Here is a 25406-nt window from a genome sequence, read left to right as displayed (position 1 = left end):
GTGAAATGCGGTACCGGCAATACTGATTCAATGCAGTAGCAATGCGAGTTTATCGACACTATAAAGGAGAATAACAGCATGTCAGCGACCACAATCTGTTCAAAAAAACCTCATCGAACCCACAAACTATTCCTTTGGAGCATGATACTTGTGCCATTTCTGATCTCAGGTTGCAGCATTGGCGACAAAATCGACAAGTTGACCGACAAAGTCAGCGATGTTGCCGGTGATACCGTTGCTACGCTGGATAACGCCATCGATGCCTTGGACCGGAATTCCGCATCGTGGCAAACGGTATTGCAAGATACCACCGCGAAGTTGACGAGCGATGCGCAATCTACGGTGCGCAATGAAGTCTCGGATGTGCTGAATCGCAGCGTAGCCGCTACCGGCGATGAATTGCGTTGCAATATGGATTTTATCGGTACACGCGTGCGCCAGGCCCTAGTGAGAATCCGGGCACGCTTGATGCATCAAGCGATACCGCCGGTTGAACCGGCTCTGTGTCATGTGGTTCCAGCCGCAGTGGATATGGCACTGGATCCAAGCCGCCGCAACAAGCTGGAATTTTTTGGCTATGATTTCGATACCACACCGATCAAAGTCACGTTGCACGATACATCAAGAACACTGGATGTTTCTCCCGAATTGGATCGGTTGACGCACTATCACATGACTCTTAACCTCGGCGCCAACGGTGTTCCTTTATCCAAAACCAGCGACCGCCTCACTTTGGAATGGCAGAATCGTCCTATTTCCAGCATCGCCGTCATTCAGCCCGCGACACCGGTATGCCGGGAAAAAACCGAAACCTATGCGCGCGATACCTATTTATCGTTCACCCCCCCTCATACCCGAGGTGATAAGGAATTCGGTGGTCATGGCCCGGAAGTTTGGGCTAAAGCAACCTGGAGCGTCCAAGGCACGCGCGTCAACTTACGGCTTTGGATGAAAGCGCAAGAAACACGGAGCGACTGGACTACTGCGGAAGGCGAGCGCAACGATACTTACTATACGGCTCCCCCCGGTTGGCGCATTGACAGTATCGTTAGTAGTTTGGAAAGCTCAGCGCATTACATTGACACCGATCACAACGATGATCGTCAGGGCGGAGGACCAAATGGACCGGTGAAGGAATTCAAATTCCGCGGCGATCGCGATGGTGACGATGCCGGCAGTTATACCGGCGTAGATGTGACTTTCAATCCACTGGTGGTTAAATTGGTCGAAGTGGCTAATTGTGCTCCGGCATCGGCGGTTAAATCGTTGCAAATCAAAGACCAGCTGGCACCTTCCACCATCAAACGTCTGCAACCCATGATGTTGAAGCTGCAACCAGCCAAACCTTAGCTATAGTCGAGCAATCACCGGTTTCGCAACGGTGATTGCTCTGCCATTTCTCTATGAAAACCGGTATTACTCAAATCCTGCCGGAGTCTCAGATCATGCTGCGGTTTTCTCTCTATAGATCGTGATGTGTTTTGGGGATTGTTTTCAGCTGGCCGCCAGTATGCGGTGCAACGGCATGCGTAACGCGCGGTGAGGTTTCTTCGCGATGCAAAGCGAAAATTTTGTTTTGCAGCATCTTGTCGGACACGGATACGCGGGCATGCTGGCGCAAATGTGCAACCCAGGATTCGACCGTGAACATCTCGATGAATCGTCCATGATCCTCAACATCCTCGAAAAATCCCCATTGAATGGCGCCATCGCGGCGGCGGGTTATCTCCAGTTCCTGCATCAGCAAATAAAAAGCAGCACGATCCGCATCGTCGATACGATACTCCAGCGTTACCAGCACGGGGCCGTGATCGTGCGATACAGGAATAACCGGCGCGGGGTCGGACCAATGACCGGACGCCGTATAGTCATGGTGTTCGCCCAGATTGAGTTTGAATCGCGCCGTGATTGGGATCAGCAACAGCGCCAAAAATCCTGATGCGGTCAAAGCTTCTGGCAAGCCGATCATTTCCGTCGCCTGACCCCAGCTGAGCGATCCCGCTGCCATCGCACCGAAAACCACCATCTGAAAAATGGCGAGTCCGCGGGCACGAACCCAATCCGGTAGCGCCATTTGCGCGGAAACATTCAACAACGAAACCGCCATGATCCATGACACGCCGCCTGTAAATCCCGCGACCATACCGGTCACCGCATGTCCGCCATGGGCAAACAACATGGAGCTCAGCGCGGTTACCGTTGTTGCTACTATCATGATTGTGTTTGCACTGAAGTGTTTTTTCATGACAGGGAGTAGAAATGCCCCGGATACGGCACCAATGCCCAGTGCAGTCAATAAAATACCGTAAAGGCTGGGGCCGCCTTGCAATGTATCCTTCGCGATCAGTGGCAATAATGCCCAGTAAGCGGATGCACACATGAAAAAAGCCAATGCATGAGTCAAGGTGTGGTGCAACGGCTTGCTATGCAGGGCAAAGCGGATACCGGCACGCATGGCACCGGCTAAACGTTCGCGCGGTAATGCGTCGTCCTGGGTGGTACTCGCGCGCCACCATAACAGCGCTGCCGCAACGGCAAGGTAGGAAATGGCATCCAGAAAAGCCGTCGCCACGGCACCGGCGGCGGCCAGAATAAAACCACCCAATGCCGGCCCGATGGCGCGGGCGATATTCATGCTGACGCCATTCAATACAATGGCGGAACTCAAGGTATCGCGCGGCACAAGACGCGGTACGATGGCCTGCCATGCCGGCATGGCAAAGGCTGATCCGGTGCCGATGATGAAAGTAAACAGCAGCAGGGTCCAGGCATTAACGCTGCCGCTCCATAACAGTGCGGTAAAAAGCAGTAGCACCGCTGCCAGAAAGATTTGTGTCCATATCAGCAGTTTGCGGCGATCAAAAAGATCACCCAATGCTCCGGCGGGAAGGGCAAAAAGAAAAACCGGCAAGGTTGTTGCCGCTTGCACCATCGATATCATGAAGGGTGAGGGGGATAATTCGGTCATCACCCAGCTGGAAGTGACGTTGAACATCCACGTGCCGATATTTGAAACCAGCGTCGCAATCCATAGCACCGTGAAAATACAATGCTTGAAGGGAGAAAACGCGGAACCTGTCATGCTCGCCGGTTACGCTCAGCCGGCACAGCAGTCGCAGCCGGTCGTCCAGGGATTGTTGTAGCCCGTCACCAGCCATTCAAGGGAGAACAATGCATCTGATTTAATGACCGTCATGGTATGGGAGTCCATTCAAGCAGTTAACCACAATATCAAGAAATAAGAATAGGAGTTTATGTACTATACAGCATTCCTGGTGGTTCTCATTTTCTTGGTTTTAAGTTGTATTCACCGGATATCCGCAGTAGTGCAACCGCTGTGCGCACGCAATCCGGCATAATCATGAGATACTGAATGTCACAACATCACATCGCACTCAATTATTAACAGGGAATATTTTTATGACTACTTCGTATATGTACAAAACCTCAGTACCCGTTTTCAAGCAATTGTTGATCAGCCTAAGCGCCATTTTGACCAAAGCGGAAGCCTACGCCGCCGGGAAAAAATTTGAACCGGCCGTATTGTTGAACGCCCGGCTATATCCCGATATGTTTCCTCTGGTCCGCCAGGTGCAAGTGGCTGCCGATTTCGCCAAAAGTGTATCAGCCCGGTTGGCGGGAGTGGAGGTGCCAGCCTATGAAGATAATGAGCAGACTTTCGCCGATTTACAGGCGCGCATCGCTAAGACGTTAGCGTTTATCGAAAGCCTGACGCCCGCACAGTTCGAGGGCAGCGAAACGCGTGAAATCGTGTTGCGTCCGGGCACGCCGAAAGAGAAAAAGATGATCGGGCACAATTACCTGATCAATTATGGATTGCCGCAATTTTTCTTCCATGTCACTACTGCCTACGCGATTCTGCGGCACAACGGACTGGATGTCGGCAAAGGCGATTTCATGGGCAGCTTTTAAGTGCTGATGCAATACTGGCCGTGCCATTTCTTATCGGCGTTATGAGGGAAGCGAGTTGAAACATTTACTTAATTATGGTGTATCAATCGCAATTTTATTGTCTGTATTCAGCGCTCATGCTCAGCAATTTCCGAAAGGCAAATGGGAGGTCACCACGCAGACAATAATGCCGCACATCATGACGCCGATGCCTATTCATACCGATGTTATTTGCGTCAATGATAAAACCAAGGGAAAACCGCCCATTGCTGTGCATGAGTCCTGTGAATTTTTTGATTATAAAATTATCGATAATGATGCTTCATGGCAAATGAAGTGCAAAGGTAAGCTGAAAATGAATGGCGCGGGAAGAATTATTTTCAGCTCGGATAAATATAAAGGTTCCGCTGTCATTAAAATGAAAATGCCTGAATCGGAACCCATGGAAATAGATCACACATACACGGGCCGACGGATTGGCGATTGTTAAAAAAGCAGAAATTCCCTGTTGCCATTAAGAAACATTCATTTTCAAACCAATCATAATTTCAGTAGCGAATGCCTCGCACCAGTAGCCAATAATACTGAAACACCAGACCGGATTTAATCGCAGATTACGATTGCTTTTAAAACGAGCAGGAAAAAGTGAAATTTTTTGGCAGGGACAATTGATGGAAATTTATATGCCGTAGGATTTCAACGGCATGAATCCTGAATCGGTGGCGGAGGCGGTGAGATTCGAACTCACGGTAGAGTCACCCCTACGGCAGTTTTCAAGACTGCTGCCTTAAACCGCTCGGCCACACCTCCATTGACTTACAGGTCGCATCATACCGATTAGTGTACTTTTTGGCTAGTTTCTATGCATTGAATTGCGAATAAAATAACTCCCGATGGAACTAAACTAATTTATTCTTTATGATGATCATTTTCAGATTTATCTTACCTCTTCATTTTAATTTTATGAATTGATATTGATTTTCTGATTTCTAAATTCCTTATCAACAGCAATATCGTGGAGCCGATGTCATTTGGACGTAGGAATAAACGTATTTTGAAGCATAGCAAAAGTTTCTGGTCGGATCCGGAGGTGGCAAGTCTTGAACGGGTACGTATCAGCACCAATCGGGATATGGCGGGGCGCATGCGGTGGGGTGGGATGTTTTATGTGCTCTGTTGCAGTGCCATTATATTGACGTCGACTGTACTGAGCGCGCAGCCGTATAGCGTTGTCTTCGTTATGATTTTTCTGGCTTTAGCCATACTGCGTTTAATCATTTATAAGCAGGTAACCGGTTCGCATTTAAATAATCAGTCCCGGATTGAATGGTCAATTTCAGCGATCTATATTGCAACCTCATTCACTTGGGGTGTTTTCCTAAGCTGGATTTTTCTATCGATCAATGCCATCGATAACGGGGCAATCCTGGCGGTTATTTCCACGGTGGGTTTTATCGCCGGGGGTATCGCAGCGACTTCGCCGCGCATCCGCCTCATGCTTGTTTTTGCCCTGCTGGTTTATGCACCGAGCTTGATCAGTCTCGTGTTATTTATACCCGATGATAGCGGCTGGGTAATGCTGATCATCGGACTGGCTTACTTTGTTTTTTCCGTGCACAACGGTAAGTTGCAGCATGAGAATTACTGGATTGCACGGCAGCAGGCGGTTCAGTTGGAAAAGCAAGCAGTGGATTTAGAGCAGGCACGGCTGCAAGCGGAGAATGCCAACAGAGCGAAATCGGCTTTCCTGGCGGCGATGAGTCATGAGATCCGCACGCCGATGAACGGTGTGCTGGGCATGACGGAGATACTCGCAACGACTCCGCTGAACCCGGAGCAAACCAATCATTTGAATGTAATCCGTAATTCCGGGCGGACTCTGCTGCGGATTATCGATGATATTCTGGATTTCGCCAAAATAGAGGCGCACAAACTGAGCATCGTTAACCGTTCTTTTGATTTGCCGGGGTTGATTGATGAGGTTCATGCATTATTTCGCACCAAAGCAAAAGAAACGCCGGTAAATTTCATAGTCAGTTTCGATTGTCATCCTTCCCATAACCTGATTGGCGATCCGGACCGGATTAAGCAAATTTTGTTTAATTTACTGGGAAATGCATTCAAGTTTACTCGGCAAGGCGAGGTTAAGCTGTTAATACATTGCACCGAAATTGCGGATCGCAGCGGCATTGAGCTGGAACTGACGGTAACGGATACCGGAATTGGTATTTCCGCCGAGAATCAGGCACGACTGTTCCAGGAGTTTTCGCAAGTCGGTGAAGCTACGCAGCATATTCGCGGTACCGGACTCGGTCTCGTCATCACTCGCAATTTGTTATCGCTGATGGGAGGTTCCATCACAGTATCCAGTGAAATCGGCGCGGGATCGAGGTTCTGCGCATGCCTGCCGTTGCGCTATGAAATTACCGGCGCCGCGCTAGCGAAACCCAATGAATTACCGAAAACGCGATCCCAAACTGTGACTGAAGATCGCCCCCGCATTTTGGTGGTTGAAGATAACGATGTGAATCAGTTAGTCAGTAAAGCGATGCTGGAGCGTTTAAACTGTGAAGTGACCTTGGTTAATAATGGTGTCGAAGCGATTGACGCCTTTTCTTCCCGGCGCTTCGATTTGATTCTGATGGACTGTAACATGCCCGTTATGGATGGATTTGAGGCGACGCGGCAAATACGCGCGCTTGAGCAGCAAAAAAATTTAACACCCGTACCCATTGTGGCCTTGACAGCCCATGCACTGGATCACATCAAGCAAGAATGTTTTGCCGCCGGAATGGATGGGCATCTCAGTAAGCCGTTTGACGTTGCGCAACTGGACAAAATATTGCAGCAGTTTTCCTCAATTCAGTTGATCCAACCGCAGGATGGTAAAAATTCTGCCTGATTCCACCAGATTTCAGAGCGGCAATGCGATAATACGCAGTATTTACACGCACAGCATATTGCCGCTGGATATCGCACACGTTAATTCTATATACCCAAAATGATGATCTGGAAACCCAATGTAACGGTTGCGGCCGTTGTTGAGCACGATGGTAAATACCTGCTGGTTGAGGAAGAACCCGAAGCCGGTGCCGGTTTATTTTTAAATCAGCCGGCAGGGCATTTGGATCCGGGAGAGTCCATTATTCAAGGCGCCATACGGGAAACGCTGGAGGAAACGGCGTATACCTTTGTTCCCGAATATCTGGTGGGCATTTATCAATGGCATTCGCATCGCGTCGATACTACGTATATCCGTTTCGCGTTCGGCGGGCATGTGACGCATCACGACCCGGAACTTGTACTGGATACGGGCATTTTGCAGGCTTCTTGGTATAGTCTGGATGAAGTGAATCAAATGATCCAGCAGCACCGCAGCCCGCTGGTGATGCAATGTATTCGTGATCATTTGGCGGGCAAACGCTATCCGTTGGAACTGCTGACACACTATGAGTCGTGATGCGATGAAAAAGTACCGTGTTGTCATTGGCATGTCCGGCGGTGTCGACTCTTCTGTGGCGGCCTATTTGCTGAAACAGCAGGGCTATGATGTTACCGGTTTGTTTATGAAAAACTGGGAGGACGACGATACCGATGAATATTGTTCTTCCCGTCAGGATTTTCTCGATGCGGTATCGGTTGCGGATGTTATCGATATTCCGATTGAAGTAGTCAATTTTTCCACTGAATACAAAGACCGGGTTTTTTCCCATTTCCTGGCCGAGTATCAAGCGGGGCGGACGCCCAATCCCGATGTGCTGTGTAACGCCGAAATCAAATTCAAGGCTTTTCTGGATCATGCGCATAAACTGGGGGCGGATTATATTGCAACAGGCCACTATGCGCAGGTGCGTGAAGTTGGTGGCGTATTTCAGTTATTGAAGGGCGAAGACGGCACTAAAGATCAAAGTTATTTTTTGTATCGCCTCAATCAAGCACAACTCGCCAATACCTTATTTCCGATCGGACATCTGTATAAGCGCGAGGTGCGCAAAATCGCTAAGGAATTGAACTTACCCAATTCTGCCAAAAAAGACAGTACCGGTATTTGCTTCATCGGCGAACGCCCTTTCCGTGAGTTTCTCAATCGCTATCTGCCGCACGAACCGGGGGAAATTCAAACGCCAGAAGGCAAAGTGATCGGCCAGCACGTGGGATTGATGTATTACACCATCGGCCAGCGGCAAGGACTCGGCATCGGCGGCACACGCGATGGCAACGATGAGCCGTGGTTCGTATCTGCCAAGGATATGACCCGGAATGTATTGATTGCAGTGCAAGGCCATGATCATCCGGATTTGCTCCGTCCATCGTTGAAAGCCACTGATTTGACCTGGATTAGCGGTAAGCAGCCGCACTGTAATTGGGTCTATGCCGCTAAAACACGCTACCGCCAGGTTGATGCTCCCTGTGCAATCATTGAATTGGCTCAAAATCATTGTCAGATCGATTTCGCTCAACAGCAATGGGCCATCACACCGGGACAGTCAGTCGTGATTTATGAAAGTAGAATCTGTCTCGGCGGTGGAGTCATCGCGGAGTAAATGCCGGAAAAACCGCCATGCCCTAAATTGGTGTTCGCAACAGTAGAAAACAAAAATAGAATTTTTCATACAAAATCTATTTTTATTCTATTTATTACAATGCATTAGAAAATATTCCTGTAACTTGATCTTGAAATTTCGAGTCAAAGCCCCTATTATTAGCACTCATAGTTAATGAGTGCTAACACCATCTCACCCGCGTATTAGTATTCTGACTTATTAGAGATTTATACATGAAATACTTTGTATTTCATAAATTTTGGCTTTTTAATTTTAACAGGAGAAAACAGTATGAAAATTCGCCCTTTGCATGATCGTGTGATTGTCAAGCGATTGGAAGATGAACGCAAAACCGCTTCAGGTATTGTTATCCCGGACAGCGCTGCAGAAAAACCTGATCAAGGTGAGATTCTCGCAATAGGAAAAGGAAAAGTCGGCGATGATGGAAAAGTGTGTCCATTGGAAGTTAAAGTGGGCGATAAAGTATTGTTCGGGAAATATGCCGGACAGTCTGTCAAAGTTCAAGGTGAAGAACTTTTGGTCATGCGGGAAGAAGATATCATGGGTGTAATTGAAGGCTAATTGCACCGGTTCAATTATTCGCTAAAGACAATATGTTGTTGAGAGATTAGGAGAAAAGTTATGTCAGCAAAAGAAGTGAAGTTTGGTGATTCAGCACGTCATAGAATGGTAGCCGGTGTTAATATTTTAGCTGATGCGGTTAAAGTGACACTAGGTCCGAAAGGTCGGAATGTAGTGTTGGATCGCTCTTATGGCGCGCCAACGATTACCAAGGACGGTGTTTCAGTTGCGAAAGAAATCGAATTAAAAGACAAATTCGAAAATATGGGCGCACAGATGCTGAAGGAAGTGGCCAGCAAAACATCAGATGTTGCAGGCGATGGAACCACCACTGCAACCGTGTTAGCGCAAGCGATTGTCAAAGAAGGCATGAAATATGTTGCCGCCGGCATGAACCCAATGGATCTCAAACGGGGTATTGATAAAGCCGTGACTGCTGCTGTCGGAGAATTGAAAAAACTGTCGAAACCTTGTGCGACAGCGAAAGAAATCGCGCAAGTGGGCAGTATTTCCGCGAACTCCGATACCGAAATCGGCAAAATTATTGCCGACGCAATGGACAAAGTCGGTAAAGAAGGCGTGATCACGGTAGAAGACGGCTCCGGATTGCAAAATGAGCTGGAAGTCGTGGAAGGTATGCAATTTGATCGTGGCTATCTATCACCTTATTTTGTCAGCAGCGCGGAAAAACAAATTGCACTGCTCGATAATCCATTTGTTTTACTGCACGACAAAAAGATCTCCAACATTCGCGATTTATTGCCGGTATTGGAACAAGTTGCAAAAGCAGGCAAGCCTTTGTTAATTATTGCTGAAGATGTCGATGGCGAAGCGCTGGCTACACTCGTGGTCAACAACATTCGCGGTATTCTGAAAACCTGCGCGGTCAAAGCGCCTGGTTTCGGTGATCGCCGCAAAGCCATGCTGGAAGATATTGCCATCTTGACCGGCGGTACTGTGATTGCGGAAGAAGTGGGCCTGACCCTTGAAAAAGCGACGCTCAATGACTTAGGACAAGCAAAACGTATCGAAGTCGGTAAAGAAAATACCACCATTATTGATGGCGCGGGCGATGCTAAAGCTATTGAAGCACGTGTGAAACAGATTCGCACGCAAATTGAAGAAGCAACTAGCGATTACGATAAAGAAAAATTGCAAGAACGTGTCGCTAAATTGGCGGGCGGTGTTGCATTGATCAAAGTCGGCGCCGCAACTGAAGTTGAAATGAAAGAGAAAAAAGCGCGCGTTGAAGATGCTCTGCATGCAACCCGTGCAGCGGTTGAGGAAGGCGTAATACCGGGCGGTGGCGTAGCACTGTTGCGCACGATCCCGATTGTCAAGAAAACTAAAGGCGACAATCATGATCAAGATGCCGGTATTAAAATCGTACTGCGCGCTCTCGAAGAACCATTGCGCCAGATCGTCACTAACTGCGGCGATGAGCCCTCAGTTGTCGTAAATAAAGTCACAGAAGGCCAAGGTAATTTTGGTTACAATGCTGCAACCAGTGAATATGGTGACTTAGTAGCAATGGGCGTGCTGGATCCTACCAAAGTAACCCGTTCTGCATTACAAAATGCAGCTTCTGTTGCTAGTTTGATGCTGACCACCGATGCTATGGTCGCTGAATTGCCGAAGGAAGAAGCACCAGCCGGTGGCGGTATGGGTGGCATGGGCGGTATGGGCGGTATGGGCGGCATGGATATGTAATAAGTGCTATTCCAACGCAACTTAGAGTTTTGATACTAAACAGACTCCAATATTTCTTGGAGTCTGTTTTTTTATGTAAATGGAATTTCGATTGGAGGAATAGAGATACTTATCAGGCGTTATATTTTTATCTGAAAATATATTGCCGTGATAAATTCTACGGTATGGACAAAATTGAAAACTACTCACCGGCCGGAGATCTTTTGCACGATCGCGTTATTCTGGTGACGGGAGCGGGGCAGGGATTAGGGCGTGCAGCCGCTCTGGCGTATGCAAGTCATGGCGCCACCGTGATTTTGCATGGGCGTAAAGTTAAAAAGCTGGAAACTGTTTATGATGAGATTGAAGCGCTCGGTAAAGCGCAAGCGCTAATTTATCCGCTTGATCTCGAAAAAGCCGAGGACAAAGATTTTGCTACACTGGCGCAAGCGATTGCGGAACAGCTCGGCCGATTGGATGGAATTTTGCACAATGCAGCACTGCTACCAGGTTTAAGTCCGTTGGAGCATCAATCAGTTGCACAGTTTCGCTCGTTGCTGCAGGTGAACCTGATTGCGCGCTTCGCGGTCACGAAAGTGTGTTTGCCATTATTGAAAGCCTCACCGGATGCGAGTGTGATCATGACTACAAATTCGCATGGACTGAATCCTTCAGCGTATTGGGGTGGTTTTGCCGTAGCCAACGCAGGGATTCACGCTTTGATGAAGATTCAGGCCGATGAATGGGAAGCATTGCCTAACTTACGCATGAATTCTATCGTGCCCGGGATTGTAAATTCACCTCAACGGATTATGACGCATCCTGGTGAAGTCAAACAAACGATGCGCCGCCCGGAAGATTTAATGGCAACCTATCTGTATTTGATGGGGCCGGATAGTAAAGGTGTCAGCGGGCAAACTATCGCTTGCTAATTAGCACAGTAATTGAATGATCTGGCTGCGATCAGCGGGATTAAAAGGTATAATCGTTACAATAAATTGACTTGCGAAAGTGGCGGAATTGGTAGACGCACCAGATTTAGGTTCTGACGCCGAGAGGTGTGGGGGTTCGAGTCCCCCCTTTCGCACCAAATTATCTTTAGCAGCAATCTTTTTATCCGGTTGTCCGGTATGTCAAGAAATAACCGGATGTTATTGCAATATATTGAAAAATATTTAATCAGTCGGGAACTTGAATGGGATCAAATGTAGAAAACCTCGGTGCACTAGAACGTCGTTTTGATATCACAATTTCTCTGGAGAAATTACAGAGTGAAATTGATAACCGCTTGCAGCGGCTGGCGAGAACAGCCAAATTGCATGGTTTTCGCCCTGGAAAAGTCCCATTGAAAATAATTACTCAAATGTATGGAATGCAGGTTCAGCAAGATGTATTGAACGATGCGGTCCATAAAGAGTTCAAAGACACTGTTCAGCAGCAGAACTTACAAGTGGCCGGTTATCCGCGTTTTGAAGCAAAAGCGACTGATGGAAACGATACACTTTATACCGTAAGCGCAACATTTGAAGTGTACCCCGAGATCGTATTAGGTGATTTAAGTAGCCAAAGTATTGAGCAACCCACTGTGAAAGTTGGTGAAACGGATATCGACAAGACGCTTGATATGATTTGTAAGCAGCGTGTGGCCTATCAGCCGGCCAATCGCGCCGCAAAAAAAGGCGATCGGGTTAAGATAGATTATCACGGCACTATCGACGGAAATGATTTTGCGGGCGGTAAGTCTAACGATGTGTACTTGATTCTGGGCGATGGAAAATTTCTAAAGGATTTTGAAGCTGCACTCATTGATATGCAAGTTGGTAGCAGTAAATCATTTGATGTGGTTTTTCCTGAAGACTATCATGGTAAAGAAATTGCTGGAAAAACCGTTACTTTTGAAGTTACATTGAATGAATTGGCGGAACCAGTACTGCCAGCTATCGATGCCGAATTTGCCAAATCGTTAGGTATCCCCGATGGAGATCTGCAAAAGCTGCGCGAGGGAATACAAAAAGATCTTGAACGTGAAGTTTCCAAGCGAGCCAGGTCAAAGCTGAAAGAGCAAATTATGCAGGCGTTATTGAGCACAACGCAAATCGATGCACCAAATGTATTGATTAATCAAGAAAAAGAAAGGTTGCTGCAAAACGCAAAAAGCGACTTGGAAGCACGCGGGATGAAAGCTAAGGAAATATCGCTGTCATCGGATCTTTTTAAAGAAAAAGCCGAATATCGCGTAAAACTAGGATTGATTCTGGCTGAACTTGTCAAAGTGCATGCACTGAAAGCGACTCCCGAACAAGTTCGCAGAATTATAGAAGATGCAGCACAAAGTTATGAAAATCCAGAACAGGTTGTTAAATGGCATTATGCTTCTTCAGAACGATTACAAGAAGCTGAATCATTAGCTTTGGAAGAAAATGTGGTGGATTGGGCGCTCGGAAAAATAAAATTAATTAACAAAACTGTAACTTTCGACGAGCTGATGGGGATATCCTGAAATGAAGCAAATTTTTGATAGCATGAATGATCTGGAACCAAAGAACCTGGGATTGATTCCCATGGTGATAGAAACCAGCGGACGCGGTGAGCGTGCTTATGATATTTATTCGCGCTTATTGAAGGAAAGAGTCGTATTCCTGGTGGGTCCAGTTACCGAAGCCAGTGCAAATCTGGTAGTTGCACAGTTTTTGTTTCTTGAATCTGAAAACTCAGAGAAAGATATTCATTTTTATATTAACTCTCCGGGAGGAATGGTATCCGCCGGTTTGGCCATTTATGACACAATGCAGTATATAAAACCGGATGTCAGTACTTTATGCATTGGTCAAGCAGCAAGTATGGGAGCACTACTTTTAACCGCGGGCGCGAAAGGTAAGCGTTATTGTTTACCGAATTCACGCGTCATGATTCATCAACCGCTTGGGGGGTTTCAGGGGCAGGCTTCGGATATCGAGATACATGCACGTGAGATATTATATCTTAAAGCTCGATTAAATGAGATCATGGCAAAACACACTGGACGCCCGGTCTCCGATGTCGAAAAAGATACAGATCGTGATAATTTTATGAGTGCTGCAGAGTCTGTAAGTTATGGATTAGTAGATGCAGTATTGGCACAAAGAGATGTAAGCGCAAGTTAACAAATGCTTGTGCAAAATTTGTTTAAACACGGTTACCTAAACTCGATTACGGTGGGACAAAAATATGCCAGACAAAGCTAGTAGCGAGAAACTCCTTTATTGTTCTTTTTGTGGCAAGAGTCAGCATGAAGTAAGAAAACTGATTGCAGGCCCTTCGGTTTTCATTTGCGATGAATGTATTGATTTATGCAATGACATCATTCGCGAAGAAATGCAAGGTGATGAGGCAACCAAGTTAGTCAAATCAAACTTGCCGGTACCCCGTGAGATCTGCCAAATACTTGATCAATATGTAATCGGGCAGGAGTCCGCAAAAAAAATTCTTTCTGTAGCAGTTTATAATCATTATAAGCGTCTGAGAAATGTAACAAAATCAGATGAAACCGATGATATAGAGCTATCAAAAAGCAACATCCTGCTTGTCGGTCCGACAGGTTCGGGTAAAACATTATTGGCACAAACCTTAGCCCGGCTCTTGGATGTTCCTTTCATTATGGCGGATGCTACAGCGCTCACCGAAGCAGGTTATGTCGGTGAAGATGTCGAAAACATTATTCAGAAATTACTGCAAAAATGTAATTATGATGCCGAAAAAGCGCAGCGTGGTATCGTTTACATCGATGAAATCGATAAAATTTCACGTAAATCAGACAACCCATCCATTACTCGTGATGTCTCCGGTGAAGGCGTGCAACAGGCATTACTGAAATTAATCGAAGGTACCATTGCGATGGTTCCTCCTCAAGGTGGACGGAAGCATCCTAATCAAGAATTTATTCAAGTCGATACGACCAATATTTTGTTTATTTGCGGTGGTGCATTTGACGGTCTAGATAAAGTGATCAGGTCGCGCACTGAAAAAGGTGGAATTGGTTTTGGCGTCGATGTGAAAAGCCACGCGCGTAAGGATATGAATAAGGTACTACAACAAGTAGAGCCTGAAGATTTAGTGAAATTCGGTTTAATCCCTGAGTTTGTTGGGCGTTTACCAGTCGTTGCCACATTGGAAGAACTCAACGAAGCAGCATTAATTCAAATTTTAACGGAACCGAAAAATGCACTCGTTAAACAATATTGGAAAATGTTTAATATGGAAGGGGGCGTTGACTTGGAGTTCCGGGAGCCAGCACTCAAAGCTATTGCTAAAAGAGCCTTAACACGTAAAACAGGTGCGCGTGGCTTACGGTCAATTCTTGAAGAAATATTGCTGGATATTATGTACGATCTTCCGTCGCTCGAGAATGTGACAAAAGTAGTCATTGACTATAACTCGACCAATGATGATGTCAAACCAATTTTAATCTACTCGGATCAGCCGAAAATTGCTAAGCGTTCCAAGTAATTGGGAAAACTTGATTGGTAGTGCTATCTGTAAACTATACATATTTGATAATGGCATTATATGAAATATTTACAGATAGCTAGCATGTGCTGGTATTTTTGATAGTCGTCTTGTAATTCTGGTTTGTGCACATATTTTATTAATCAGTTATGAATTTATTAAATGAGTGGATATGACTTCTTTGATTGAAGATTCTGAACAATTGATACTACCGTTATTGCCTTTGCGCGATGTGGTTGTTTTTCCACATATGGTTATTCCATTATTTGTCGGTAGACAAAAATCTATCAAAGCGCTGGAACTGGCTATGGAGTCGAATAAGAATATTCTGCTGGTTGCTCAAAAAGTAGCGTCAAAGGATGACCCTGCTCCTGAAGATCTTTACGATGTATGCAGCATTGCTAGCTTGTTACAAATGCTGAAATTACCTGATGGAACCGTCAAGGTTCTGGTGGAGGGTAATCATCGAGCTCGCATTATGGAGTTAGTTGATTCTGAAACTCATTATTCTGGCAGAGCAATGCAAGTTCGATCCGATTCTACGGAAAATCCCGAAGTAGAAGCGATGCGCCGCGCCATTCTGACTCAATTTGATCAATATGTAAAACTCAATAAAAAAATTCCACCGGAAATCATTACCTCATTGGGAGGCATTGATGATGCCGGTCGCCTTGCTGATACGATTGCTGCCTACTTGCCGTTAAAACTTGAACAAAAACAGGAAGTTCTTGAAATTTTTGAGGTTTCTAAACGCCTGGAGCATTTATTAGGATTGTTAGAAACTGAATTAGATATTTTACAAGTTGAAAAACGTATTCGCGGTAGAGTAAAACGCCAGATGGAAAAAAGTCAGCGTGACTACTATCTTAATGAACAAGTAAAAGCTATTCAAAAAGAACTGGGTGAAGGCGAAGATGGCGCAGACATCGAAGAAATTGAGAAAAAAATCAAGTCTGCTCAAATGCCGAAAGAAGTGCTCGCCAAGGCCGAATCGGAATTAAAAAAACTGCGCTTGATGTCCCCAATGTCTGCCGAAGCGACGGTAGTGCGTAATTATATTGATGCACTGGTAACTTTGCCTTGGAAAAAGAAAAGCAAGATCAATCAAGACCTTAAATCGGCAGAAGCAAGACTGGAAAAAGATCATTATGGTTTGGAAAAAGTAAAAGAACGAATCGTCGAATATCTTGCGGTTCAGCAACGTGTCAGCAAATTGAAAGCACCGATTCTTTGCTTAGTTGGCCCTCCGGGTGTTGGTAAAACTTCATTAGGGCAATCGATCGCTCATGCCACAAACCGAAAATTTGTGCGCATGTCGTTAGGTGGCGTGCGCGATGAGGCTGAGATTCGCGGTCACAGAAAAACCTATATTGGATCAATGCCGGGTAAGATCTTGCACAATATGAGCAAGGTTGGTGTAAAGAATCCATTATTTTTGCTTGATGAAGTCGATAAGATGGGTATGGATTTCCGTGGAGATCCAGCATCTGCTCTACTGGAAGTTCTTGATCCTGAACAAAATAGTACATTTGTTGATCACTATATCGAAGTGGAATATGACTTGTCCGATGTGATGTTTGTAGCCACTGCAAATACACTAAATATTCCGCCCGCGCTGCTTGATCGAATGGAGGTCATTCAGTTATCAGGGTATACAGAAGACGAGAAGCTGAATATATCGACACGCTATTTATTAACAAAACAAATGCAGAATCATGGTCTTGAGGAAAATGAACTGACTGTTTCGGAATCTGCGTTACGGGATATCGCGCGTTACTACACGAGAGAAGCGGGAGTGCGTGCAATGGAGCGGGAAATTTCAAAAATTTGCCGGAAAGCTGTAAAAGCAATGTTGCTCAAAAAAGGTAAAAACAAAATTACCGTTACTTCTCGTAATCTTGACAAATTCTTAGGCGTAAGACGTTTTACTTATGGCGTAGCAGAAGAGAAAAATCAAGTTGGGCAGGTAACTGGTCTGGCATGGACTGAAGTTGGTGGTGAATTACTCACTATTGAAGCAGTGGTGCTAGCAGGAAAAGGAAAAACTATTACAACCGGGCAACTTGGTGAAGTCATGCAAGAATCCATTCAGGCGGCGCTTTCAGTGGTTCGAAGCCGTTCCCAGCTGCTAGGAATAGTAGAAGATTTTTACCAGAAGAATGATATTCACATTCATCTTCCTGAGGGAGCAACGCCCAAGGATGGACCGAGTGCTGGGATTGGCATATGTGTCGCAATGGTATCAGTTCTCACAAATATTGCTGTAAGAGCTGATGTCGCTATGACTGGAGAAATTACCCTTAGAGGTGAAGTGCTACCCATCGGCGGTTTGAAAGAAAAATTATTAGCAGCGCATCGCGGCGGTATTAAATCGGTCATTATTCCAGAAAAGAATGTGAAGGATTTGACCGATATTCCAGCTAATATAATAAGTCAACTGACCATTTATCCAGTTAAGTGGATTGACCAAGTACTTGATATCGCGCTGGAGCATAAACCAGAGCTATTTCCTGCAACAATTGCACAGCCCGTTTTACAGTCAAATGCCGAAGAGAACATAACAGATTCTTTTATCAAACATTGAGTTACAATATTTCCTAACTATTTGATTCTTTTATATCGGGAAGTTAAAGCTTAAATTAATCGAAATTCTGCAAGCAGTGGAATATGATCGGATAAATGACGCCACGGTTGCCCTTTAAGGTATTTGCAGCTGACAATTTTCAGATCACGATAATAAATTCGATCCATGGATAACACTGGCAACCAAGCAGGGAATGTTCGCGCATAAGCACCATGAGTGATTTTAAAAGCTTCCTGAACACCCAAATTGTGATGCAATAGATACTCCGCACGGCCGCGCCAATCATTGAAGTCACCAGCAATAATCAGCGGCTCGTTTGCTGGAATATGTGAGTTGATGCGCTTTACCAGTGTTGCGAGTTGACGCTCTCTCTCTTGTTCAAATAATCCCAAATGCACACAGATGACATGAATTCTTTGATCGACTCCGGGAATTTGAATAATCCCGTGTAACAAACTCCGGCTGGCTGACTTAAATGATGAAACATTAATATTTTCCCATTCAATAAAGGGGTATTTACTCAAAATTGCATTGCCGTGATGACCTGATTTATAGATAGCGTTCTTACCATAAGCATAATGGTGCCAGACTTGATCAGCTAGAAATTCAAATTGCCGGTTATTGGGCCAATCAACAAATCGATTATTCGATATAGCGCGCTCACCATGTATTTCTTGCAGAAAAACTATATCTGCGTTGATATACTGCAATGAATACTTGATTTCATGCAAAATAAAACGCAAATTGGTAGCGCTGAATCCTTTGTGAATATTATAAGTCAGAATTTTCAATGAACCATTAGTCATGCGATCGTCCGTAACGACCAAAAGCGAAATTTGATTTTGTACTTTCGAAATACTTGGAGCGAGAATTTAATGCTTATCAATTATGCAGCACCTGGTTGATTAAATTGATTCTTCATTTTACATGTCAAAAGCTCTGACAGTGATGTAAAATTCGGTGAGTTGCCCATTATGACGTTATGGATGAAGTGAAGCAGTGGCAATCCCGGCCTCTCAATACAGTGTATCATCCTGTGATCTATCTCGATTGTATCCACGTCAAAGCAAGGGTGCCAAGAGACATTAGAGAACTCGGTTCGGCGGCTCATGAAAGAGCACAACATTAAAGTTTATAAGCATCAATGAAAATTGTTTTGCGCTGTCGCGTATCCTTCAAATATTTTTCCCAATGAATACCAAACCATGTTTTTCCTTCACTTCATGGAGCATCAACAGCAATAACAGCACCATCTTTTATTCTTTCAATATAAAAGCGCTGATTGGCAAAGTTTAACGGCGTGTCAGTTAACTTTGAGCTGCATTTGAAAGAATCTTGGAATAAATAACCTGATGAACTTGCTAGTGAACTATGGCAGCTCGTTAGATATTATTAACCTCTGATAGTCTAGAGCCTTTCTAATTATCAATTCGTTAACAGCAATTTTAGTAATTTCAATAGGTATAGTTGTAAGAATTACTAGCGTTGTTTACAGTATTTGGGAGAATACTGTAGATGAACATACACAAACGCACCCGATTAACTTTATTAGATCGTCAGGAAATCTGGCGGCTTTATCAAACCCGGCTGTGGAAGGTAGCGCATTTGGCGGAACATTTTCAGGTCAGCCGACCAACGATTTATGACGTACTGAAACGAGCCAGGCTACAGGAATTTACTCCGCGTAACAGTACCAACCAACGATTCAAGACGTTGCAGTATGGCCTTAAACGTCTGGCCAAGGTCGAGCAAACCATCCAGGAACGTCTCAAGCGTGAAGCGAAACGTTATAACAAATCTTACCCGGGCGAGCTCGTTCATTTCGATACCAAGCGGCTTCCCTTCTTGAAAGGACAGTCTGCCAATGAACCTCGCGAGTATCTATTTGTGGCTATCGATGATTTCTCCAGGGAACTGTATGCCGATATTCTTCCCGATAAAACCCAGCATAGTGCAGCTTGCTTTCTCACAAGCACTGTTGCTCAATGTCCTTACCAGATCGACTATGCTTATTCTGACAACGGCAAAGAATTTAAAGGAACTGACGGCCATTCCTTCATCAAGGCTTGTAGGCAGCACGGTATCAGTCAGAAGTTTACTCGTGTCAATCGTCCGCAAACCAACGGTAAAGCCGAGCGGGTTATCCGCACACTGATGGACATGTGGCACAGCAAGATTCACTTTAAAGACTGCGCCGATCGGCACATTCAGCTTCTCCGTTTCATTAATTTCTACAATACCGTTAAGCCTCATAAGAGTTTGAATAATGCTACCCCTTATGAAATACTCACCGCTTATTTCAATCAACCTCTCTGTAAACAACCCTGAGATTTCTTACATCTTAAGAAGTAAAAAACACTGCTTTTTGCTTTGCCTTTCAAAAACACGGGTTGCGCCGCCGACCGGCGCAAGGGACATGCTCGGCGAAAGCCGGGCATGCTGTCCCGAACCCAATCACCACAGGGACTTTGTCCCTGACTCCTCCTTACTACTAAACGGGTTTATATTTCTGATTGCTTGCCGCTAAACACTCCAATGATTTTATTTGGGGAGTTTATGCGCTTTATTTCTTGGTTCTTTCGGTATTACAGACCTAACTTTTTTGTTTTTTGTTTGGCTGTGATTGTTTTGGACTTTTCTTTTAATTTTTTCTATAGAATCGCTATGTTCGACTTTATTACTGATAAAGTGAAAACCGAAATTTTGAAATTGCCGAGCATTAATAAACCTCATATTCACAGTGCGCCCGTGCCTTCTCATTCTGAATCTCTTGTTCCTTCCAAAATTCCGAAATCCTGTTTTTTTAGCGATGCTCGCGGTTGTGTTTGCTATGGTAATCCCCCCAAAAATTGAACGAGCAAAGCAGTAGAATTTTCTATCCTAGACGAAGAGGAATTTTACTGATGAAGAAGCAGCGATTTACGGAAAGCCAGATCATGCAGATATTGAAGCAAGCTGAAGGAGGAATTCCTGTGGCTGATTTATGCCGGGAACATGGAATGAGTACTGCAAGTTTTTATAAATGGCGCAGCAAGTATGGTGGGATGGATGCTGCCTTACTATCTGAAATGAAGGCGATGGTTGAGGAAAACAAACGGTTAAAGCGGATGTATGCGGAAAGCCAGATGCAGAATGAGCTATTGAAGGAGGCACTTGGAAAAAAGTGGTAAAGCCCTCACAGCGCAAAGTAATGGCACAATGGGCAGTACAGGATAAATCCGTTAGTATCGTTTTGGCCTGTACAACATTTGGCATTTCTGAGACCTGCTATCGTTATCATCCGGCGCTCAACGATGAGAACGAAGAAATCGCCGATTGGTTACTACGCCTGACGACTTGTCACAAGCGTTGGGGCTTTGGCTTATGCTTTCTTTATTTGCGTAATGTGAAGGGTTTTGGATGGAATCACAAACGTGTGTATCGTATTTACCGTGAGCTGGAATTGAATTTACGAATTAAGCCACGCAAGCGATTAAAGCGGGAGAAGCCGGAGCCGCTAGCTGTGCCAGAACGGCCCAATGACACATGGTCGATGGACTTCATGGCTGATCAACTCACCAATGGCCGGTCTTTTCGAACCTTCAATGTGCTGGATGACTTCAACCGTGAAGGGTTGGGAATCGAAGTGGACGTATCGCTTCCATCAGAACGCGTTACGCGCGCTCTGGACCGGATTATCGAATGGCGCGGCAAACCCAGGAAGATTCGTTGTGATAACGGGCCGGAGAATATCAGTGGCACGCTTTGTTGTTGGGCAGAAACTCGAGGTATTCAGCTCGATTACATCCAGCCAGGAAAGCCACAGCAAAATGCCTACGTGGAACGCTATAACAGGACCGTCCGGCATGAATGGTTGGAGATGAATGAATTTGCAACCATTGAAGAGGCCCAACTCACTGCGACACAGTGGTTATGGATTTATAATAATGAACGTCCAAGTATGGCACTTGGAGGTATCACGCCAGCAATGAAGTTGGCAGAAGCTTTTAAATTAAAACTCTCTACTGCATGCTCCTGTTAAAAATGGGGGGATTAGGCTATGATCAACACGCTATTATCATTAAGGACTTTCCTGCAGATCGATGTCAGGATATTGTCAACGGTTTTGCTCTCTTTTAGGTGCGTCATGTCTGACTTTTCTAAGCTCCAGAATATTTACTGGCGCATTCGCTTTCAACGAAATAAGAATCTCAAGCGTAAATACTATCGCTATGCTGCGACGAAAAAAAACGCCTGATTGAGTCAGGCGTTGATCCGGAAGAACTGCGTTTACTTTGCCGAACGCTTGCTAAGCAGCACTGCGAGCACGCAGAAAGACATTTAAAAACTTATCGATTAAAAGTGATACAAGATCCGATTTCCTTCTGTAATTGCGACGGCGGCAATTGCCAATAATTTGTATTATGTTAAATAATAATCGCAGAAACAAACTTAGAAGAAAATCCGATAAATTTGCAGAATTGATTGACGGCGGACAATTACTTTGAAACATCGGGACAAATAACTTGAAACAAATTTACAACCAACCGATGCGCTTAAAGCGGATATAAAGAAAGAAGCAAGCCAAACAAATAATCAAAAGTGCTATTGGGGGGGTGTCCTAGATTTTGCCTTGAATATGTCTCACGCCAGTCGGCAGCACGATTCTTGGGAGTTGATCTGATGTAACAATTGTTAGAATTGTGAACTTTTTGTGAAGCAATCAATCTTTAGTATTGAGTCTGATTTATTTTTTAATTGATTGAAAAAATATTCAGATTCCGGAGCAATTGACTTGCGACACCAAAATGGAGGAAATGAAGATGCAGAGAACTGTTTATAAATATCTATTGGTTTTTCTGTTTGGCGGTTTTGGATTATCGCTCTCGAGTTTAACTTATGCGCAAAGTTCTGAAATGGAACGGTATCAAGCCGCACTGATAGAGTTGAAAAACACTCAAAAACAATTAATGGAGAAACTTACTGATGAAGATAAGGAAAACTTTATAACTTCTCAACGGCATTGGAACAGGTTCAAAAACTCAGACTGTTTAAATCTCGGTGTCAATCCGCTATATTGTTTAGAATCAAGAACCAAAGAGAGAATTTTGCATCTCAAAGATTTTTTAAAAAATTTAAGCACTGAGAAATCAATATAATTTCCAGCTTTTATAAATTTACCAAATAAAACGCCTGTGCATTGCACAGGCGTTTTCATTCACTGTCATTACTTTATTGAAGCTTTTGGTCGTGGTATCCAGAGCTTGGCCAGGTGCGATTATTCGCACTATCCAATCAATCCGCCACTTTTTGCTCTTAAAAATAATTACGTTTAGAACTCTTCCCAATCACTATCGCCATTCGCCGCTATTTTACGAGGTGAAGCTGTTGAAGCTGTTGAGACTGGCGCAGCTGCTGGTGCGGATTTAGTCGCTGGGCCGCGATTCGGTAATTTTGCAACCGGCCGGTTACTTCTTTTGACTGGTTTGGCAATGCTGGAATCGCCGCTTTCCGATAATTTGAATAGACTGACCGCTTGCGCAAGTGCTTTCGCCTGATCTTCCATGGATTCAGCCGCTGATGCCGCCTGTTCAACCAAGGCCGCATTCTGCTGCGTCACTTCATCCATTTGTGTGACTGCTTGATTAACTTGTTCAATTCCGGAATGTTGTTCCTGCGATGCGGCGGAAATCTCGTTCATGATATCTGTTACGCGTTTGACTGCGGTGACGACTTCATTCATCGTAACACCCGCTTCATCAACCAAGCGCGTGCCGTCTTCCACTTTCGCTACCGAGTCATTGATCAATTCCTTGATTTCCTTCGCTGCTGTCGCGGAACGCTGCGCCAGCGTGCGAACTTCGGTGGCCACCACCGCAAATCCTCGGCCTTGTTCACCGGCACGCGCCGCTTCAACCGCAGCATTGAGTGCCAATATGTTGGTTTGAAAAGCGATGCCGTCGATGACACTGATGATATCGACAATTTTCTTCGAGCTTTCACTAATCGAGCTCATGGTTTGCACTACTTGACCGACTACCGCACCTCCCCTCACCGCAACTTCGGAAGCACCCACAGCCAGTTGATTAGCTTGGCGCGCTTTATCCGCATTTTGTTTGACGGTCGAAGTCAGTTCTTCCATTGAAGACGCGGTTTCTTCCAGGCTGGATGCTTGCTCTTCAGTGCGCTGGCTTAAGTCCGAATTGCCCGATGCGATCTCACTGGCGGATGTTTGGATCAGATTCGCATCCAACCGCACTTTCCCTACCAGTTCGACCAAGTGATCATTCATCGCTTTCAGCGCGTTAATCAAACGGCCAAATCCATTAACCGCCGAACGAGGTTCGATCTTGGTCGATAAATCACCCGCAGCAACAGCACCGGCAATAGCGATCGCCTCATTCAAGGGTTTTACAATACCGCGTAGCAGAATGTATCCGAGCACACACGCAAGCAACACTCCCAAACTAATCGCAACAACCATGGTCATGAAAATGGAGTTGTAATCGCTTACCGCGCTTTCATATTTTTCAGCCGCAACGTTACCTTGCAAAGTAATCATGCTGTAAATCGTTTCGTGCAAGCGGTAAAACAGTGGTCCCGCCTCTTCCTTGAGGTTTTTTGCCGCGCCATCGAAATCTCCGGCCATGGCCATCGTGAATATTTTATTAACTGCCGCGACATAGGCTGCATGCAATCGCAATTTTTCCTGAGCAAGCTGCTCTTCCACGGTAGTCAATTCAGTCGCCATAAACCTCGCCCAGATTTCTTCAGCGCGTTTAATCGTTTTAGCTGTTTCTTCTGATTTTTCTTTCGCTAATTCCGTACTTTTTGTGCTGGCCACAGCGGTAACATTCTTACGCACAACTTCCCAAATATCGTTAATTGTTGCCAGATCGACCGCAGTCACCGTACGATCTTGATAAACCGTTCTTAATCCTTCGTTCGATTGCTTTATTCCATGCAAACCTAGCACACCAATACCAACCAGCAATACTGACAGAAGACCGATCACAATGATCACCTCCGTTTTCACTGTCATATCTTTCAACATAGGAATCTCCTAAATTATTTCTACGTGAATGGCTTTATTTTGCAAGCACATTTCTCGTTTCAATCGAATGATCAAGATGACACCGGTTCGAATAAAGGTTTTTTACCAACAGGGTTTTATCATCGGCAGAAAACCTTGCAAATACAAGGATATTCATTCAGGAGTTGAGCTACTTTTATGACTCATTTCATGCTTTCGGCATGAATAACCGGATTGACTCGAATAGTTTTCTCATCCTGCATGCTGATTGACCGCTCGAAACAAATTATTCCAAAACTGCGCGCTCCCACATGATAAAATCCAAGCGGATTTTTGATTGTTCATCCAGCTAACCTGAAATATCAATTCTAGTTTTTCTTCCATGATACAACTCACTATTAATGGACAACCGCAACAATTTGAAGGGCCGATTAACGTAGCACAACTGATCGACCACCTTGCGTTGCACGGCAAGCGGATTGCCATCGAACGCAATGGCGAGATCGTGCCGCGCAGCCAGTTTCCGCAACAAATGCTGGTTCATGGGGACCAGCTGGAAGTCGTCGTCGCCGTTGGCGGCGGTTAAGTTCCGCTACTC

General features: G+C 45.1%; 20 protein-coding genes and 2 tRNA genes. 18 read left to right on the top strand and 4 right to left on the bottom strand.

Annotated features, from left to right (window positions below; all coding sequences use genetic code 11):
• The first annotated feature begins 150 nt into the window (after nucleotides 1-150).
• The gene (locus tag R2103_RS06790; RefSeq protein ID WP_317530716.1) at nucleotides 151-1350 is read left to right on the top strand and encodes a hypothetical protein; all 1200 of its coding nucleotides are present in this window, start codon (nucleotides 151-153) and stop codon (nucleotides 1348-1350) included.
• Nucleotides 1351-1462: 112 nt separating this feature from the next.
• Here the strand turns inward: R2103_RS06790 and R2103_RS06785 are convergent, their stop codons facing one another.
• Nucleotides 1463-3082, bottom strand: coding sequence for an MFS transporter (locus tag R2103_RS06785; protein WP_317530715.1), 1620 nt, complete (start codon nucleotides 3080-3082; stop codon nucleotides 1463-1465).
• A 338-nt stretch (nucleotides 3083-3420) separates the two neighbouring features.
• Between R2103_RS06785 and R2103_RS06780 the strand changes: the two genes are divergently transcribed.
• Nucleotides 3421-3933, top strand: coding sequence for a DUF1993 domain-containing protein (locus R2103_RS06780; RefSeq protein WP_317530714.1), 513 nt, complete (start codon nucleotides 3421-3423; stop codon nucleotides 3931-3933).
• Nucleotides 3934-3988: 55 nt separating this feature from the next.
• Nucleotides 3989-4402: a DUF3617 domain-containing protein gene (locus R2103_RS06775; RefSeq protein WP_317530713.1), complete on the top strand. Its 414-nt coding sequence runs from the start codon at nucleotides 3989-3991 to the stop codon at nucleotides 4400-4402.
• A 230-nt stretch (nucleotides 4403-4632) separates the two neighbouring features.
• On the opposite strand, the gene R2103_RS06770 is transcribed toward R2103_RS06775, so the two are convergent.
• A tRNA-Ser gene (locus R2103_RS06770) sits at nucleotides 4633-4722 on the bottom strand.
• 244 nt (nucleotides 4723-4966) lie between these two features.
• Here R2103_RS06770 and R2103_RS06765 point away from each other — a divergent pair.
• The 11 genes from R2103_RS06765 (at nucleotide 4967) to lon (ending at nucleotide 17796) form a co-directional block, all read left to right on the top strand.
• Nucleotides 4967-6814 carry an ATP-binding protein gene (locus R2103_RS06765; RefSeq protein ID WP_317530712.1) on the top strand — a complete coding sequence of 616 codons (1848 nt, stop codon included), beginning with the start codon at nucleotides 4967-4969 and terminating at the stop codon, nucleotides 6812-6814.
• Nucleotides 6815-6916: 102 nt separating this feature from the next.
• Nucleotides 6917-7372 (top strand): NUDIX hydrolase, encoded by a 456-nt coding sequence (locus R2103_RS06760; protein ID WP_317532067.1) that lies wholly within the window; start codon nucleotides 6917-6919, stop codon nucleotides 7370-7372.
• 4 nt (nucleotides 7373-7376) lie between these two features.
• Nucleotides 7377-8456 carry a tRNA 2-thiouridine(34) synthase MnmA gene (mnmA, locus tag R2103_RS06755; RefSeq protein WP_317530711.1) on the top strand — a complete coding sequence of 360 codons (1080 nt, stop codon included), beginning with the start codon at nucleotides 7377-7379 and terminating at the stop codon, nucleotides 8454-8456.
• Nucleotides 8457-8747: 291 nt separating this feature from the next.
• The gene (gene groES / locus R2103_RS06750) at nucleotides 8748-9038 is read left to right on the top strand and encodes a co-chaperone GroES (protein WP_317530710.1); all 291 of its coding nucleotides are present in this window, start codon (nucleotides 8748-8750) and stop codon (nucleotides 9036-9038) included.
• A gap of 60 nt (nucleotides 9039-9098) precedes the next feature.
• A complete protein-coding gene (groL, locus tag R2103_RS06745) occupies nucleotides 9099-10748 on the top strand; it encodes a chaperonin GroEL (protein ID WP_132428222.1) in 1650 nt (549 codons plus the stop codon).
• Nucleotides 10749-10912: 164 nt separating this feature from the next.
• Nucleotides 10913-11659, top strand: coding sequence for a YciK family oxidoreductase (locus R2103_RS06740; RefSeq protein WP_317530709.1), 747 nt, complete (start codon nucleotides 10913-10915; stop codon nucleotides 11657-11659).
• A gap of 73 nt (nucleotides 11660-11732) precedes the next feature.
• Nucleotides 11733-11817, top strand: a tRNA-Leu gene (locus tag R2103_RS06735).
• 105 nt (nucleotides 11818-11922) lie between these two features.
• On the top strand, nucleotides 11923-13227 hold the full coding sequence (tig, locus tag R2103_RS06730) for a trigger factor (RefSeq protein WP_317530708.1): 1305 nt from the start codon (nucleotides 11923-11925) through the stop codon (nucleotides 13225-13227).
• Nucleotide 13228: 1 nt separating this feature from the next.
• Entirely contained in the window at nucleotides 13229-13870 is a 642-nt protein-coding gene (gene clpP, locus R2103_RS06725; RefSeq protein WP_317530707.1) for an ATP-dependent Clp endopeptidase proteolytic subunit ClpP, read from the top strand.
• 64 nt (nucleotides 13871-13934) lie between these two features.
• Nucleotides 13935-15212: an ATP-dependent protease ATP-binding subunit ClpX gene (gene clpX / locus R2103_RS06720; RefSeq protein ID WP_317530706.1), complete on the top strand. Its 1278-nt coding sequence runs from the start codon at nucleotides 13935-13937 to the stop codon at nucleotides 15210-15212.
• A gap of 172 nt (nucleotides 15213-15384) precedes the next feature.
• The gene (lon, locus tag R2103_RS06715; RefSeq protein WP_317530705.1) at nucleotides 15385-17796 is read left to right on the top strand and encodes an endopeptidase La; all 2412 of its coding nucleotides are present in this window, start codon (nucleotides 15385-15387) and stop codon (nucleotides 17794-17796) included.
• A 50-nt stretch (nucleotides 17797-17846) separates the two neighbouring features.
• On the opposite strand, the gene R2103_RS06710 is transcribed toward lon, so the two are convergent.
• Nucleotides 17847-18602, bottom strand: a complete 756-nt coding sequence (locus tag R2103_RS06710) for an endonuclease/exonuclease/phosphatase family protein (RefSeq protein WP_317530704.1) — start codon at nucleotides 18600-18602, stop codon at nucleotides 17847-17849.
• Nucleotides 18603-19311: 709 nt separating this feature from the next.
• Here R2103_RS06710 and R2103_RS06700 point away from each other — a divergent pair.
• The 3 genes from R2103_RS06700 (at nucleotide 19312) to R2103_RS06690 (ending at nucleotide 22934) form a co-directional block, all read left to right on the top strand.
• Nucleotides 19312-20124, top strand: a complete 813-nt coding sequence (locus R2103_RS06700; protein ID WP_317530703.1) for an integrase core domain-containing protein — start codon at nucleotides 19312-19314, stop codon at nucleotides 20122-20124.
• A gap of 575 nt (nucleotides 20125-20699) precedes the next feature.
• A protein-coding gene (locus R2103_RS06695) for an IS3 family transposase (RefSeq protein WP_411172575.1) occupies nucleotides 20700-21817 on the top strand; the annotation gives its coding sequence in 2 pieces (ribosomal slippage) (nucleotides 20700-20961 and nucleotides 20961-21817; 1119 coding nt in all).
• A gap of 781 nt (nucleotides 21818-22598) precedes the next feature.
• Nucleotides 22599-22934, top strand: a complete 336-nt coding sequence (locus R2103_RS06690) for a lysozyme inhibitor LprI family protein (RefSeq protein WP_317530702.1) — start codon at nucleotides 22599-22601, stop codon at nucleotides 22932-22934.
• A 173-nt stretch (nucleotides 22935-23107) separates the two neighbouring features.
• Here the strand turns inward: R2103_RS06690 and R2103_RS06685 are convergent, their stop codons facing one another.
• Nucleotides 23108-24829: a methyl-accepting chemotaxis protein gene (locus tag R2103_RS06685; RefSeq protein ID WP_317530701.1), complete on the bottom strand. Its 1722-nt coding sequence runs from the start codon at nucleotides 24827-24829 to the stop codon at nucleotides 23108-23110.
• Between the two features lie 361 nt (nucleotides 24830-25190).
• Between R2103_RS06685 and thiS the strand changes: the two genes are divergently transcribed.
• Nucleotides 25191-25394 carry a sulfur carrier protein ThiS gene (gene thiS, locus R2103_RS06680; protein WP_317530700.1) on the top strand — a complete coding sequence of 68 codons (204 nt, stop codon included), beginning with the start codon at nucleotides 25191-25193 and terminating at the stop codon, nucleotides 25392-25394.
• Nucleotides 25395-25406: the final 12 nt, after the last annotated feature.

This window comes from Nitrosomonas sp. Is24 (assembly GCF_033063335.1).
GTDB lineage: Bacteria > Pseudomonadota > Gammaproteobacteria > Burkholderiales > Nitrosomonadaceae > Nitrosomonas.
Note: the sequence above shows the minus strand (reverse complement) of the source record. Positions and strands in the feature narration are given on the sequence as shown.